Here is a 13,218-nt window from a genome sequence, read left to right as displayed (position 1 = left end):
GGCGCCCCTCCGGGCCGGGACGTCCGGGCCGGGCCTTGCCGCCGCCTGCGCCGCCGCCTTGCCGTCCCGGCGAGCGGCGTCAGCCGACGGGCGCCCGGTCGCCGTCCTGCGCGCCGTGCCTCCGGCGGTGCAGCAGCCGTACGGCCACGGCGTACAGCGCCAGCCCGGGGACGAGCCCGGCCCCCGCGCCGAAGAGGGCGGACGGGAGGTAGTCGAACCAGACGGCCGTGCCGTCGTAGACGGCGTACGCCCGCCACGTCCGGTCGGCGGCGCCGGCCAGGACACACAGCGCGAGCGGCGCGGTCAGCAGCAGCCGCAGCCGGACGCTCAGGGCGGGTACGGCGGCCGGCGGCCCCTCGTCGCGCCCGTCCCGTAGCGCCGTCCACAGGAACCAGCCGATCGCCGCCAGCGCCAGCGCCGAGGTGCCGTACTGCACATACGTGGCGACGGGCCGGATGCCCGCCCGCTCGTTCAGCCAGGGAATCAGCCGGGTGCCCCAGCGGCCCGGGTGCGTGAACGCGTCCCACACCACATGGGACGCAGCGCCCAGCACGGCGGAGAGGTAGAACCAGCAGGCCAGTGAGGCGAGTTGGCGGACTCCCCGTGCCTGCCAGGGGCGGCCGCGGGCGAAGGCGTACGCCCGTCCCTGCCACGCCCGCGGGAGCAGCGCCAGGAGCGGTTCGCGCACCAGCAGCCAGCCGCCCACCAGCGCCGCGGTGACGGCGACATCGATCGTCAGCACACCGGGCAGACCGTGTGTCACCTCACCGAACTCCATGGCGCCCGGCACCGCCGTGTCCGCGTAGTACGTCAGGTCCGGTGCGAACGAGCCCGCAACGAGCGCCGAGGCGACCAGCGGTCCGCGCCCCGCGCCCGTGCGGCGGATCGCCGGAAGCACCGCGGCGGCATGACTGAGCGTGAACGGCATGGCCCCCCCTTGATCGGTTCGGATCATTATGTCGGCCGATGAGAGCGGTAGCTGCTCGGCCCGAGTTGTCGTAGTCTCGCCCGAGTTGGAGCGCTGGGGGCGCGCACCGCGTGGTGCGCGCGGCAGGTCACGGTGGAGGGGACGGCACGTATGGCAGCCATATTCGGGCGACGGCTCCGCAGGGGAGCGGCCTCAACGGCCGTGGTGGCGCTGGCGCTGGCCGCGCTGACCGCCTCTCGGGGACCGGGCGCACCGCAGCACGCGGCCGCCGCGGAGCCGGACCCGGGCCCGCCGCCCGCCGACGCCCCGATCGACGGCGGCGCGGGCTACTACACGGACCTCCCGCCCCTCAACAGCGCCGTCCCGCACGGTGGTTCGCACCATCGCGGTGGCGGCCACCCCGCCACCGGGCCCGCCCAGGCCGGCATCCCGGCCACCGTCCTCGCCGCCTACAAGAAGGCCGCCGCCCGCCTCGACGCCACTCAGCCGGGCTGCCGGCTGCCCTGGCAGCTGCTCGCCGGAATCGGCAAGGTCGAATCCGGCCAGGCACGCGGCGGAGCCGTCGACGGAACGGGCACCACCCTCGCGCCGATCCTCGGCCCCCAGCTCAACGGCCACGGCTTCGCCCGCATCGGCGACACCGACGACGGCCGCCTGGACGGCGACCGCGCCTACGACCGCGCTGTGGGACCGATGCAGTTCATCCCCTCCACCTGGTCCAACGGCGGCCCCCTCGGCGCGGGCTGGGGCGCGGACGGCAACGGCGACGGCAAGAAGGATCCCCACAACGTCTTCGACGCGGCGCTGGCCGCCGGCCGCTATCTCTGCGCCGGCGGCCGCGATCTGTCCGCGGCGGACGACCTCGACCGCGCGATCCTCGGCTACAACGACTCCGCGGCGTATCTGCGGACGGTGCTGTCCTGGTACGCGTTCTATCGCACGGGGACGTACGAGGTGCCGGACGGCAAGGGCGTGCTGCCGGTGCGACGGGGCGGCGTCACCAAGAGCGGCGAGCACACGGACGGCCGGTCGGCAGGGCGTACGGGCCACGGCCGGGACACCGCAGGCGCGCCGGGCAGGAGCCGCCACCCCGCCGGGACCCGGCCGAACGGCCCTGCCGCGCCGAGCGGTTCGGGCGGCTCCGGCCACACCCCGGGCGGCTCCGGCACCCCCGCCCCGAAGCCGGCCCCCAAGCCGTCCACCCCCAAGCCGCCCACCGGGCCCACCCACCCCACAGAGCCCGCCCATCCCGCCGAGCCCGCCGCCGTCGCCGCCCTCCAGCGGACCGGCGACCACGACCTGAGCGCCACCGCGGGCACCGACTTCGCCACGAAGCCGCGGGTACGCGCCGAGGACGCGGCGGGCAGGCCGGTCGCCGGCGCCGCCATCCGCTTCACCCTCCCCAAGGCCACGGACGCCCGCTTCCCCGACGCCGCCACCACCGTCACCGTCACCACCGGCAAGGACGGCCTGGCCACCGCGCCGACGCTGCACGCGGGCGAACGGACCGGCACCTTCACCCTCCGGGCGACGGCCGTCGGCCGCGGCGTGCCCGCCGTGGCCTTCGACGCCACCGTCAAGGCCAGGCCCGCGCCGCGGGCCGACCGGCTCGTCCGCACGTCGGACAAGAAGCTGACGGTGACCGCGGGCCAGGCCTTCGCGGCCGGCGCGATCGAGCTCCGGGCGACCTGCCAGGGCAAGACCGCCGCCGGGGTGCCGGTCACCGCCACCATGGTCACCGAGGACCCCCGGAGCGCCGGGACCTCCGGGACCCCCCGAAGCCCCGAGAACTCCCAGAGCCCGGACAGCCCCGTGGAGAACGACAAGGGCCCCTACTTCAAGGACCCCGAGGCCACCGGCGCCGACAAGGACAAGCCCGTACGCACCCTCACGACCCTCACCACGGACGCCCACGGCCTGCTCAGGCTCCCGAAGATCTACACGGACACGCACACCGGGACGTTCCTGCTGCGGCTGACCACCGACGACGGCGCCTCACTCACCGTCGAACTGGAGGTCACACCGACCGGCGCGAGCTGACCCGCCCCACACCGCCCGCCCCACGCCGCCCCGCCGCCGTCCCGCCCGCCGTCCGGGCCGGGACGGCGGCGGGGCGCGTCATCGGGTGCAACGTGTTCTCATCTCGGCCCCCCGTTGCTACGGTGCCCCGACCTGACGCCGTATCAGCTCCAGTGCTCTCCGGGAGGCCGGCCATGCGCGCCCTGACAGCAGCCGTCATCGGACTGGCCGCGGCGCTCGCCCTCATCGCCACCATCACGGCGATCGGCGCGCCCAGCGGCACGACCTCACCCAAACCGCTGCTGACCACCGTCCCCGAACACCCCTGAGGGAGGGACGAACCCGCCATGCGCCGCAAAGCCAGCCTGGTACTCCTCGCCTTCGCCGTCTTCTTCACCACCCTGTCGCCGCTGATGCGGTGGTACGCCTTCCCCCGGCTCGCCAAGATCCCGCCCAGCCAGTACCAGGACATGGTCCTGGAGGCCAGACCCGCCACCCTCCTCGACTACGGCACGATGAAGGCCAGGCGCGTCCCCAAGGTCACCATCGTGCAGACCCTCAAGGGCGATGTCGGCGCATCCGACCGCATCGAACAGACCGCGGGCCGCGACGTCGTCGTCTGGGACGCCCTGTCCTACGTGGCCGGACCCGACGGCAAGATGGTCTCCGAGGTCCCCGAGCGCTACATCTTCGACGCCCACTCCCAGGACCCCGTGCACGCCACCGGCGAGATGGTCGACGGCGACCCGGTACGCCGCGAGGGCATCGAGTACAAGTGGCCGTTCCTCACCGAGAAGCGCGACTACACCTACTTCGACGCGCAGACCCGCACCTCCGCCCCCATCCACTACAAGGGGACCACGACCTTCCACGGCCTGGAGGTCTACTACTTCGAGCAGACCATCCCCTGGACCAAGGTCCCGCTCCCCAAGAAGATGCCGGTCAAGGGCATCACCCCCGAGTCCGTCGCGAAGATGGGCACCACCCGCTGGTACAGCACCAAGCGGATGTTCTGGGTCGACCCGGTCACTGGGGCGCCGGTCAACGGCCAGGAGATCCACAAGGAGGAGCTGCGCGGCGGCGATCTGCTGCCCGGCGGCGGCAAGGTCACCGCCTTCGCCGGCCATGTGAAAATGCGCGACGACTACGTCGCCTCCACCGTCGCCCTGGTGAAATCCCAGCGCACCCTCGTCCTGCTGCTCACCAGCTATCTGCCCTGGGGCTTCCTGACCCTCGGCGGGGCACTGCTGGCCCTCTCCCTGTGGCTGGAGGCCCGCAGCCGCAGGCCGGGCGGGCCGGACCGGGCCACGGCACCGGTACCGGAGCCCGCCGGAGCCTGACGCCTCAGGTGACTGTCAGCGCCCGCCCCCAGGGTGGGCACACGGCACTCCTGCTGCGCGCTCCCGATGCCCTGCTGGCCCGCCAACTGGCCGAGTTGGCGGACCTGACCCGGGCCGACGGGCCGGTGACCGCCGCCGCGGCCGAGGCGTTCGGCCGGATACCCGACGGCCCGCGGAGGAATGAGTTCGTCACCCAGGGCGGCCACCCCGTCCATCCGGAGTACTTCGGCAGCGACGGCGCCGACGAGGACCACTGCCTGGTGCCGTTCGCGTACTCCTACGAGGAGAGGGGGGAGAGGGAGAGCCGACGGCGTCGGAGGCCCGCCGGAGAGGCGGCCCGCCCGCTCAGCGCCGCGTGTTCGTACGCCGCGTCGGCACCGCCCCCGCCGGATCCTCCGGCCACGGATGCTTCGGATACCGGCCGCGCAGCTCCGCCCGCACCGACCGGTAGCCCTCGCGCCAGAACGACGCGAGGTCGGAGGTGACGGCGGCGGGCCGCCCGGCCGGGGACAGCAGATGCACGACCACCGCGACCCCCGCTGTCCGCGGCGTCTCGTCAAGACCGAACATCTCCTGCAGCTTCACGGCCAGCACCGGCCGCTCGCCCCCGTAATCCACCCGCACCCGCGACCCGCTCGGCACCTCGATACGCTCCGGCGCCAGCTCGTCGAACCGCGCCGCGTCACCCGACGCCCACGGCAGCATCCGCGCCAGCGCCTGCCCCGCATCGATCCGCTCCAGATCGGCCCGCCGCCGCGCCCGGTCCAGCTCCACCCCCAGCCACTCCTCGGCCCGCTCCAGCAGCGCCGCATCCGACACATCCGGCCACGGTCCGCCCAGCTCCCGGTGCAGGAACGCCATCCGCTGCCGCAGCGATTCCGCCCCCGCCGACCAGCGCAGCAGACCGGGACCCTCCCGGCGCAGCCCCGACACCACCGCCTCCCGCAGCAGTACCGGATCCGGCGCGCCCAACGGCCGGGCCGACAGCTCGACCGCCCCCAGCCGGGTCACGCTCCGCGCCACGACGTCCCCGTCCGCCCAGCGCACCTCCTCGCCCGAGGAATACAGCGCCCGCGCCGCGGCACACGCCGTCCCCTCGTCGATCACGGCCGCCAGCCGCACCCGGGCGGACGCCGCGGCCACCGGCCGGTCCGCCACCGCGACCGCCAGCCACGGCGCATCCCGCAGCGGCGACGCCTCCCCGCCGAGCTCGGCCCCGGTCCCGGACGCCATCAGAAAGCTGCCCGCCCCTCTGGCCCGCGCCACCCGCTCCGGAAACGCCAGCGCGGCAACGAGCCCCGCATCGGCGTCGTCACCCGAGCCCGTCCCGGCCGCCCCGACCGCCCCCTCGGCCGCGGACGCCAGCCGCCGCGCCTCCCGCCGCCAGCTCGCCGCGTACGCATCGCCGCCCCGGCGCGCCGTACGCCACGCCGCCGCCAGATCGTCCCCATAGGCCCGCGGCGGCTCCTCGCTCAGCAGCGCCACCACCTCCGCCGCCCGCCGCACCCCGATCTCCCGCGCACCGTCCAGCAGCGCCCGGCCCAGCCGCGGCGGCAACCCGAGCCGTGCCAGCTGCCCGCCACGCCCGGTCGCCCGGCCGTCCGCGTCCACCGCACCGACCGCCGTCAGGACCTCCCGCGCCGCGGCCAGCGCACCCGACGGCGGCGCATCCAGCAGGGCCAGCCCGGCCGCCTGCGGATCGCCCCAGCACGCCGCCTGCAACGCGAACGCCGTCAGATCGGCAACCTTGATCTCCGGGTCGGGGAACCGTGGCAGCCGCCCGTCCTCCCCCTCCGACCAGCAGCGATAGACCACACCCGGCGCCTCGCGCCCGGCCCGCCCGGCCCGCTGCCGCCCCGCCGCCTGCGAGGCCCGTACGGTCGCCAGCGCGCTCAGCCCCCGCGCATGATCCATCCGCGGCACCCGCGCCAGCCCGCTGTCCACCACCACCCGCACCCCGGGCACGGTCAGACTCGACTCCGCCACGGACGTCGCCAGCACCACCCGCCGCGCGCCCCCACCACTCCCCGCCAGCACCGCGTCCTGCGCCTCGGCCGACGCCCGCCCGTGCACCTGCAGCACCTCGGCATCCACCCCCGCCAGCTGCCCCGCGACCCGCCCGATCTCCCCGACACCCGGCAGAAAACACAGCACATCGCCGCTCTGCTCCCGCAGCGCCCGCCGCACCACCGCGGCCACATGCGCCAGCTGCGCCGGATCCACCCGTATCCCGTGCGGCGGCCGCACCGGCCGCTCCGGCGGCGCCCACACCACCGCCACCGGATGCGACACGCCCGCCGCCTCCACCACCGGCGCCGCGCCCCCCGCACCGCCCAGCAACCGGGCCCAGCCCTCGGCGTCCGTCGTCGCCGACGCCGCCACCAGCCGCAGCTCGGGCCGCAGCGTCTCCCGTACGTCCAGCAGGAACGCCGCGCAGGTATCGGCATCCAGATGCCGCTCATGGCACTCGTCGAGCACCACCACATCCACCCCGGGCAGCTCCGCATCCCGCTGCAACCGCTGCAGCAGCACGCCGGTGGTCACCACCTCCACGGCCGTACGCGGCCCCACCCGGCGCTCCCCGCGCACCGTGAACCCGACCGTCCCGCCGACCCGCTCACCCAGCAGCCACGCCATCCGCCGCGCCGCCGCACGGGCCGCGATCCGCCGCGGCTCGGCGACCAGCACCCGCCGCGCGGGCCCCGCGCCGGTCAGGCCCGCCAGCGCCAGCGGCACCAGGGTCGTCTTCCCGGTGCCCGGCGGCGCGCACAGCACGGCCGCACCGTCCCCGTCGAGGGCCTCCCGCAGCGCGGGCAGCGCGGTCCGTACGGGCAGCCGGTCCAGGGCGGCGTGGCGGATGCCCCCGCTCACTCCGCCACGCACACGAAGATCGCCGTCCCAGGGATCAGATTCCCCCGCAGCGGGGACCAGCCACCCCACTCCTGAGCGTTCCATTCCGGCCATTCCGGCTCGACCAGATCCACCAGCCGGAACCCGCCGGCCACCACGTCCCGCACCCGGTCACCCACCGTCCGGTGGTGCTCCACATACACCGCCCGCCCGGCCTCGTCCTGCTCCACATACGGCGTCCGGTCGAAATACGAGGCCGCCACCGACAGCCCCTCGGGCCCCGGCTCGTCGGGGAACGCCCAGCGAACGGGGTGCGTCACCGAGAACACGAACCGGCCACCCGGCCGCAGCACCCGGCGCACCTCCCGCAACACGCGCACCGGATCGGAGACGAACGGAATCGCCCCGTAGGCGGAACAGGCGAGGTCGAAGCAGCCGTCGCGGAACGGCAGCGCCCCGGCGTCCGCCTCCACCAGCTGAGGCTCCGCCGCCGCCCCGTCGGCGATCCGCAGCGCGTGCTGCAGCTGCCGGTGGGAGAGGTCGAGCGCCACGGGACGGGCACCCTGCGCCGCCAGCCAGCGTGAGCACTGCGCCGCGCCGGCCCCGATCTCCAGGACCCGCTTGTCCTTCAGCTCCGCCGCCGGCCCCAGCAGCCCGGCCGCCGCCTCGTCCAGCCCCTCGGGGCCCCAGACGAACCGGTCGTCCCCCAGGAACGCTCCGTGCTCGCTCTGGTACTCGTCGGCATTGCGGTCCCACCATCCCCGGCTGGCCCGGCTGCTTTCGGTGTCCGAGGCGTCACGTCGGGTCGCCTCCGGCTCGTGCTCTTGGTTCATCGCGCCCGTCGTCGTAGTCTTCGCTCTGCTTGGAGCTGCAGGGACTGTGAGGCCGTTCGACCTCGCGGAACACCGCGTGTGCCGGTTATGGGGTTTCTGCCCCCGGTGTGCGCGTTCGCGCATTGACCGTGTCCGGCTGCGCCCGTATGCTACAAGTTGCGCTGCGGGCTTGCGCGCCTCAGACGGAGCAGGCCGCGCTCGCATCTGTATGCACCCCTCGGTTTTTGAGGCGTTTCGGGTGCTCCGGCCCAGAGCCGAGCTCCCTGGAAGTCCGCCTTGACGCTGTCCGGCTTATGCAGAGGCGATACCGGCTCTCGGCGTAGCAGTACCTACGACTCAATGTCCGTACCGGAGCCCTTTCCCACATGACGAGCAGCACCGAGACCACCGCCACCACCCCGCAGGTTGCGGTCAACGACATCGGTAACGAGGAAGCCTTCCTCGCCGCGATCGACGAGACGATCAAGTACTTCAACGACGGCGACATCGTCGACGGCGTCATCGTGAAGGTCGACCGGGACGAGGTCCTGCTCGACATCGGTTACAAGACCGAAGGCGTCATCCCGAGCCGCGAGCTCTCGATCAAGCACGACGTCGACCCCAACGAGGTCGTTGCCGTCGGTGACGAGATCGAGGCCCTGGTTCTCCAGAAGGAGGACAAGGAAGGCCGCCTCATCCTGTCCAAGAAGCGCGCTCAGTACGAGCGTGCCTGGGGCACGATCGAGAAGATCAAGGAAGAGGACGGGATCGTCACCGGTACCGTCATCGAGGTCGTCAAGGGTGGTCTCATCCTCGACATCGGCCTCCGTGGCTTCCTCCCGGCCTCCCTGGTCGAGATGCGCCGCGTCCGCGACCTCCAGCCCTACGTGGGCAAGGAGCTCGAGGCCAAGATCATCGAGCTGGACAAGAACCGCAACAACGTGGTCCTGTCCCGCCGTGCCTGGCTGGAGCAGACCCAGAGCGAGGTCCGCCAGACCTTCCTCACCACCCTCCAGAAGGGTCAGGTGCGCTCCGGCGTCGTCTCCTCCATCGTCAACTTCGGTGCCTTCGTGGACCTGGGCGGCGTCGACGGTCTCGTCCACGTCTCCGAGCTGTCCTGGAAGCACATCGACCACCCCTCCGAGGTCGTCGAGGTCGGCCAGGAGGTCACGGTCGAGGTCCTGGACGTCGACATGGACCGCGAGCGCGTGTCCCTGTCGCTCAAGGCGACCCAGGAAGACCCGTGGCAGCAGTTCGCCCGGACCCACCAGATCGGTCAGGTCGTCCCGGGTAAGGTCACCAAGCTCGTTCCCTTCGGTGCGTTCGTGCGCGTCGACGAGGGCATCGAGGGCCTGGTCCACATCTCCGAGCTGGCCGAGCGCCACGTCGAGATCCCGGAGCAGGTTGTCCAGGTCAACGACGAGATCTTCGTCAAGGTCATCGACATCGACCTCGAGCGTCGCCGGATCTCGCTGTCGCTGAAGCAGGCCAACGAGTCCTTCGGCGCCGACCCGTCGGCCGTCGAGTTCGACCCGACCCTGTACGGCATGGCCGCGTCCTACGACGACCAGGGCAACTACATCTACCCCGAGGGCTTCGACCCCGAGACCAACGACTGGCTCGAGGGCTACGAGGCCCAGCGCGAGGCGTGGGAGAACCAGTACGCCGAGGCGCAGCAGCGCTTCGAGCAGCACCAGGCCCAGGTCATCAAGTCCCGCGAGGCCGACGAGCAGGCGGCGGCCGAGGGCGCTGCGGCTCCGGCGGCGGCCGGCGGTGGCCAGGCCGGTGGCGGCCAGGTCTCCGGCGGCTCGTACTCCTCGGAGTCGGCGGACAACTCCGGCGCCCTGGCGTCGGACGAGGCGCTCGCCGCGCTCCGCGAGAAGCTGGCCGGCGGCCAGAGCTGAGCTCTTGCCGACAGGCGGCGGCTCGCCGCTAGGCACTAGCCGATAGGCGAAGGCCCGTTCCCCTCCGGGGGAGCGGGCCTTCGCCGCGTCCGGGGCTCCGTCGTGTTCCGGGCCTCGTCGCTTCGGGGCTTCGGGGGTCAGCCCACGGGGATTCCCGGGTTGGCGGTACCGCGGCCGCCGGTGACGATGTTGTCGCCCGCGATGGTCACCGGGCAGCCGGCTGCGTCGTAATGGGTGATGTTGAAGCCGTAACGGCCGGACCCGGTGGCACCGCTCAGATCGGACCTGTTCCCGCGGAAGACCGTGCCGCAGCCCCAGCCCGACCGCTGGCTGTGTGTCTCGTAGCCGTTGTTGGTGGTGTGCTTGCCCGTGTTGTTCTCGACGACGACGTCGTTGCCCTTGATGTCGACCCACGAGTCATCGAAGTGGGCACCGGTCAGACCACTGCCGTCGAACGTATTGCCGCTGATCCTCGCCCCGGTGGTGCCCTCCTTGATGTCGATGTTCTCGCCTCCGACACCGGGGCCGATGGTGTTGCCGATCATCTGGACGTTGTCGCTCCTGTCGTCCGTACCGCCCGCGCTGCCGACGTAGATCCCCTCGCCCATCCCGCGGCCGTTCTTGCCGGTGTCGCGGATCGTGGAGTTCTTGATGACGCCGTCCTTGCTGGACCTGCGGAAGTGCACACCCTCCATCTCCAGGTCATGCACGGTGACGGAGTCGATGACCACACCGTTCGCGGCGTCCATCATGATGCCCTTCTGGCCGCCGGTGACGGTGATCCCCCTGATGGTCCAGTACGAGGCGCCGTCCAGATGGAGCCCATAGCCGCCGCTCGCCGTGAGCACCGCCTTCGGTGACCCGGTGAGGGTGATCCGGGCGGCGGAACTGCCCGTGGCGGAGGTCGTGAAATTGCCGCGGTAGGTGCCGTCGGCGAGCCGAAGGATGTCACCGGGCTCGGCGGCGGCGAGCGCGTCCTTGAGCTGGGCCGCGGTCGACACCTCGATCACGCGGATGGGGGAGGGGCGGGCGGCCGGAGCCGTTGCCGGGGCGCCGAGGGCGGTGGCAGTGACGGTGAGGACGGTGCCGACGGCCAGCAGGGCGGCGCCCGGGAGGGTGAGGCGGGACCTGGTGCGCATTCAACTGCCTTTCCATATCTGAACGCTGGACTGCAGTGTGAATCGCGAGGGTGGGGGTGAAAGTAGGGGGTGGGGCGTGGAGCGTCAAGGGGCAGGTGGGTTGGGGGCAACTCCGCGGTGGGGGAGGTTCGTTGGGTTCTGCGTCTGTCTTGCAGGTTCATGGATGTGTACGGCGTGAGCGGTGTAAGTGGCGTATGCGGAGTGCAGGGCTGAATGCCGTGAAGGGGGCGGTTTTCCAAGGGCGGCGGGTCTTGGGGAGTTCACGGCTCGACGTCGGCGGCCGATGCGGGCCGGGTCCGGGATGGCGGCCGCAGCAATGGCGCGATCTCAACCGTGCCGCTGGGGTGCGCGGCCAGTGTGGGTGGTCGACGTGGGCGGCGAAACGGGGCGTGGGTGCCGGGCGGCGGCGCTGCGCGGTACGGGGCGCTTTTGCGCCGTGCGTGGCATCGGGCGCCGGGCCGGGAATGCGAGCCCGCGTCCGGACGTTGTTGCACACGGACATGAGGAGGAGCGCTCACTGTGTTGGATGCCCAGGGGTTGTACGAATGGGAGCCGAGCGGGCTCGCGGCGGTCGAGGCGATCGCCGCCACGGACTCCGCCGGACTGGTGCTGCTGTACCACTTCGACGGCTACATCGACGCCGGTGAGGCCGGCGACCAGATCGTCGAACGGCTGCTGGAGGGTCTGCCGCACCGCGTGGTCGCCCGGTTCGACCACGACCGGCTGATCGACTACCGCGCCCGGCGGCCGCTGCTCACCTTCGAGCGGGACCACTGGACCGCCTTCGAAGCCCCCGCCATCGAGCTGCGGCTCGTCGAGGACGGGACCGGAGCACCCTTTCTGCTGCTCTCCGGCCCCGAGCCCGATGTGGAGTGGGAACGCTTCGCGGCCGCGGTGCGCCAGATCGTCGAACGACTCGGGGTCCGGCTGTCGGTCAACTTCCACGGCATCCCGATGGGCGTCCCGCACACCCGCCCCGTAGGCATCACCCCGCACGGCAACCGCACCGACCTGATGCCGGGGCACACCAGCTTCTTCGACGAGGCGCAGGTGCCCGGCAGCGCGGAGTCGCTGATCGAATTCCGGCTGGCCGAGGCCGGACACGACGTACTGGGTGTGGCGGCGCACGTACCGCACTACATCGCCCGCTCCGCCTACCCGGACGCAGCACTCACGGCCCTGGAAGCCGTGACGGCGGCAACGGGCCTGGTGCTGCCCGGCGCCGCACACGCGCTGCGCATGGAGGCGCTGCGGACGCAGGAGGAGATCGAGCGTCAGATCTCACAGGGCGACGAGGAGCTGGTCTCGCTGGTCAGCGGGCTGGAGCATCAGTACGACGCGGTGGCCGGAGCGGAGAGCCGGGGGAACTTGGTCGCCGAGCCGGTGGAACTCCCCTCCGCGGACGAGATCGGCAGGGAGTTCGAGCGCTTCCTGGCGGAGCGGGAGAGCGAGGGCGGCGGAGCCTGAGCGCGGCCATCGGCCTGCCCTGTGCGCGGGGCGGCCGGATCGCCGGGGAGTGGAGCCTGTCGGTACGTCGACCGCCGGGGAGCGGGACTGCCGGGGAGCCGCCGCCGGAGCATGGCTTGGGGCCGCCCTCCGTCCCGGTTCTCGACCGTATAGCGTGACCGCATGGTCAAGGTGGGGCTGACGGGCGGAATCGGCGCGGGCAAGAGTGAGGTCTCGCGGTTGCTGGCGTCGTACGGCGCGGTGATCGTGGACGCGGACAAGATCGCACGCGAGGTCGTCGAGCCGGGTACATCCGGGCTCACGGCGGTGGTTGAGGAGTTCGGGGAGGGCGTACTCGCCCCGGACGGCACCCTGGACCGGCCGAAACTCGGCGGGATCGTCTTCGCCGACCCCGAGAGGCTGAAGGCGCTCAACGCGATCGTGCACCCGCTGGTGGGTGCACGATCGACCGAGCTGGAGGCGTCGGCCGGGCCGGACGCCGTCGTCGTCCACGATGTGCCGCTGCTGACGGAGAACGGCCTGGCGCCGCTCTACGACCTGGTCGTCGTCATCGACGCCGCACCGCAAACCCAGCTGGACCGGCTCGTGCGGCTGCGCGGAATGACGGAGGACGAGGCGAAGTCCCGGATGGCCGCCCAGGCGACCCGCGAACAGCGGCTGGCGGTCGCGGATCTCGTCATCGACAACGACGGCCCCCTCGAGGCACTGGAACCCCAGGTCCGCGCGGTATGGGAGCGGCTGCGGGACGCCTGAGGCCGG

The 13,218-nt window shown here is 72.8% G+C and carries 10 protein-coding genes; 6 read left to right on the top strand and 4 right to left on the bottom strand.

Annotated features, from left to right (window positions below; translation table 11 throughout):
- Window positions 1-79: 79 nt before the first annotated feature.
- Window positions 80-928, bottom strand: a complete 849-nt coding sequence (locus tag AC5677_RS10155) for a DUF4184 family protein (RefSeq protein WP_497194692.1) — start codon at window positions 926-928, stop codon at window positions 80-82.
- 150 nt (window positions 929-1,078) lie between these two features.
- Between AC5677_RS10155 and AC5677_RS10150 the strand changes: the two genes are divergently transcribed.
- The 3 genes from AC5677_RS10150 to pgfA all read left to right on the top strand — a co-directional run bounded on the left by AC5677_RS10150 (window position 1,079) and on the right by pgfA (window position 4,287).
- Entirely contained in the window at window positions 1,079-2,968 is a 1,890-nt protein-coding gene (locus AC5677_RS10150; protein ID WP_497194691.1) for a lytic transglycosylase domain-containing protein, read from the top strand.
- Between the two features lie 173 nt (window positions 2,969-3,141).
- Entirely contained in the window at window positions 3,142-3,276 is a 135-nt protein-coding gene (locus AC5677_RS10145) for an SPW_0924 family protein (protein ID WP_497194690.1), read from the top strand.
- Between the two features lie 18 nt (window positions 3,277-3,294).
- Window positions 3,295-4,287, top strand: a complete 993-nt coding sequence (gene pgfA, locus AC5677_RS10140) for a cell envelope lipid trafficking protein PgfA (protein WP_497194689.1) — start codon at window positions 3,295-3,297, stop codon at window positions 4,285-4,287.
- A 345-nt stretch (window positions 4,288-4,632) separates the two neighbouring features.
- On the opposite strand, the gene hrpB is transcribed toward pgfA, so the two are convergent.
- Together hrpB and AC5677_RS10130 are read right to left on the bottom strand one after the other, a co-directional pair.
- Window positions 4,633-7,251 (bottom strand): ATP-dependent helicase HrpB, encoded by a 2,619-nt coding sequence (hrpB, locus tag AC5677_RS10135; RefSeq protein ID WP_497194688.1) that lies wholly within the window; start codon window positions 7,249-7,251, stop codon window positions 4,633-4,635.
- The gene (locus tag AC5677_RS10130) at window positions 7,155-7,970 is read right to left on the bottom strand and encodes a class I SAM-dependent methyltransferase (RefSeq protein ID WP_497194687.1); all 816 of its coding nucleotides are present in this window, start codon (window positions 7,968-7,970) and stop codon (window positions 7,155-7,157) included. Before AC5677_RS10130 ends, hrpB begins: the two co-directional genes overlap by 97 nt.
- A 365-nt stretch (window positions 7,971-8,335) precedes the next feature.
- Here AC5677_RS10130 and rpsA point away from each other — a divergent pair, with 365 nt between their 5' ends.
- Complete coding sequence (gene rpsA / locus AC5677_RS10125; RefSeq protein WP_046928576.1) at window positions 8,336-9,853, top strand: 30S ribosomal protein S1; 1,518 nt, start codon at window positions 8,336-8,338, stop codon at window positions 9,851-9,853.
- Window positions 9,854-9,990: 137 nt separating this feature from the next.
- Here rpsA and AC5677_RS10120 read toward each other — a convergent pair whose 3' ends face one another.
- Window positions 9,991-10,992 (bottom strand): right-handed parallel beta-helix repeat-containing protein, encoded by a 1,002-nt coding sequence (locus AC5677_RS10120; protein ID WP_497194686.1) that lies wholly within the window; start codon window positions 10,990-10,992, stop codon window positions 9,991-9,993.
- 519 nt (window positions 10,993-11,511) lie between these two features.
- Between AC5677_RS10120 and AC5677_RS10115 the strand changes: the two genes are divergently transcribed.
- Window positions 11,512-12,459: a PAC2 family protein gene (locus tag AC5677_RS10115; protein ID WP_497194685.1), complete on the top strand. Its 948-nt coding sequence runs from the start codon at window positions 11,512-11,514 to the stop codon at window positions 12,457-12,459.
- A gap of 162 nt (window positions 12,460-12,621) precedes the next feature.
- On the top strand, window positions 12,622-13,212 hold the full coding sequence (gene coaE, locus AC5677_RS10110; protein WP_497194684.1) for a dephospho-CoA kinase: 591 nt from the start codon (window positions 12,622-12,624) through the stop codon (window positions 13,210-13,212).
- The last annotated feature ends 6 nt before the right edge of the window (window positions 13,213-13,218 follow it).

The organism is Streptomyces sp. JLSY215 (assembly GCF_059682825.1).
The sequence above is the reverse complement of the archived record's forward strand: the minus strand, read 5'-3'. Positions and strand labels throughout refer to the sequence as shown.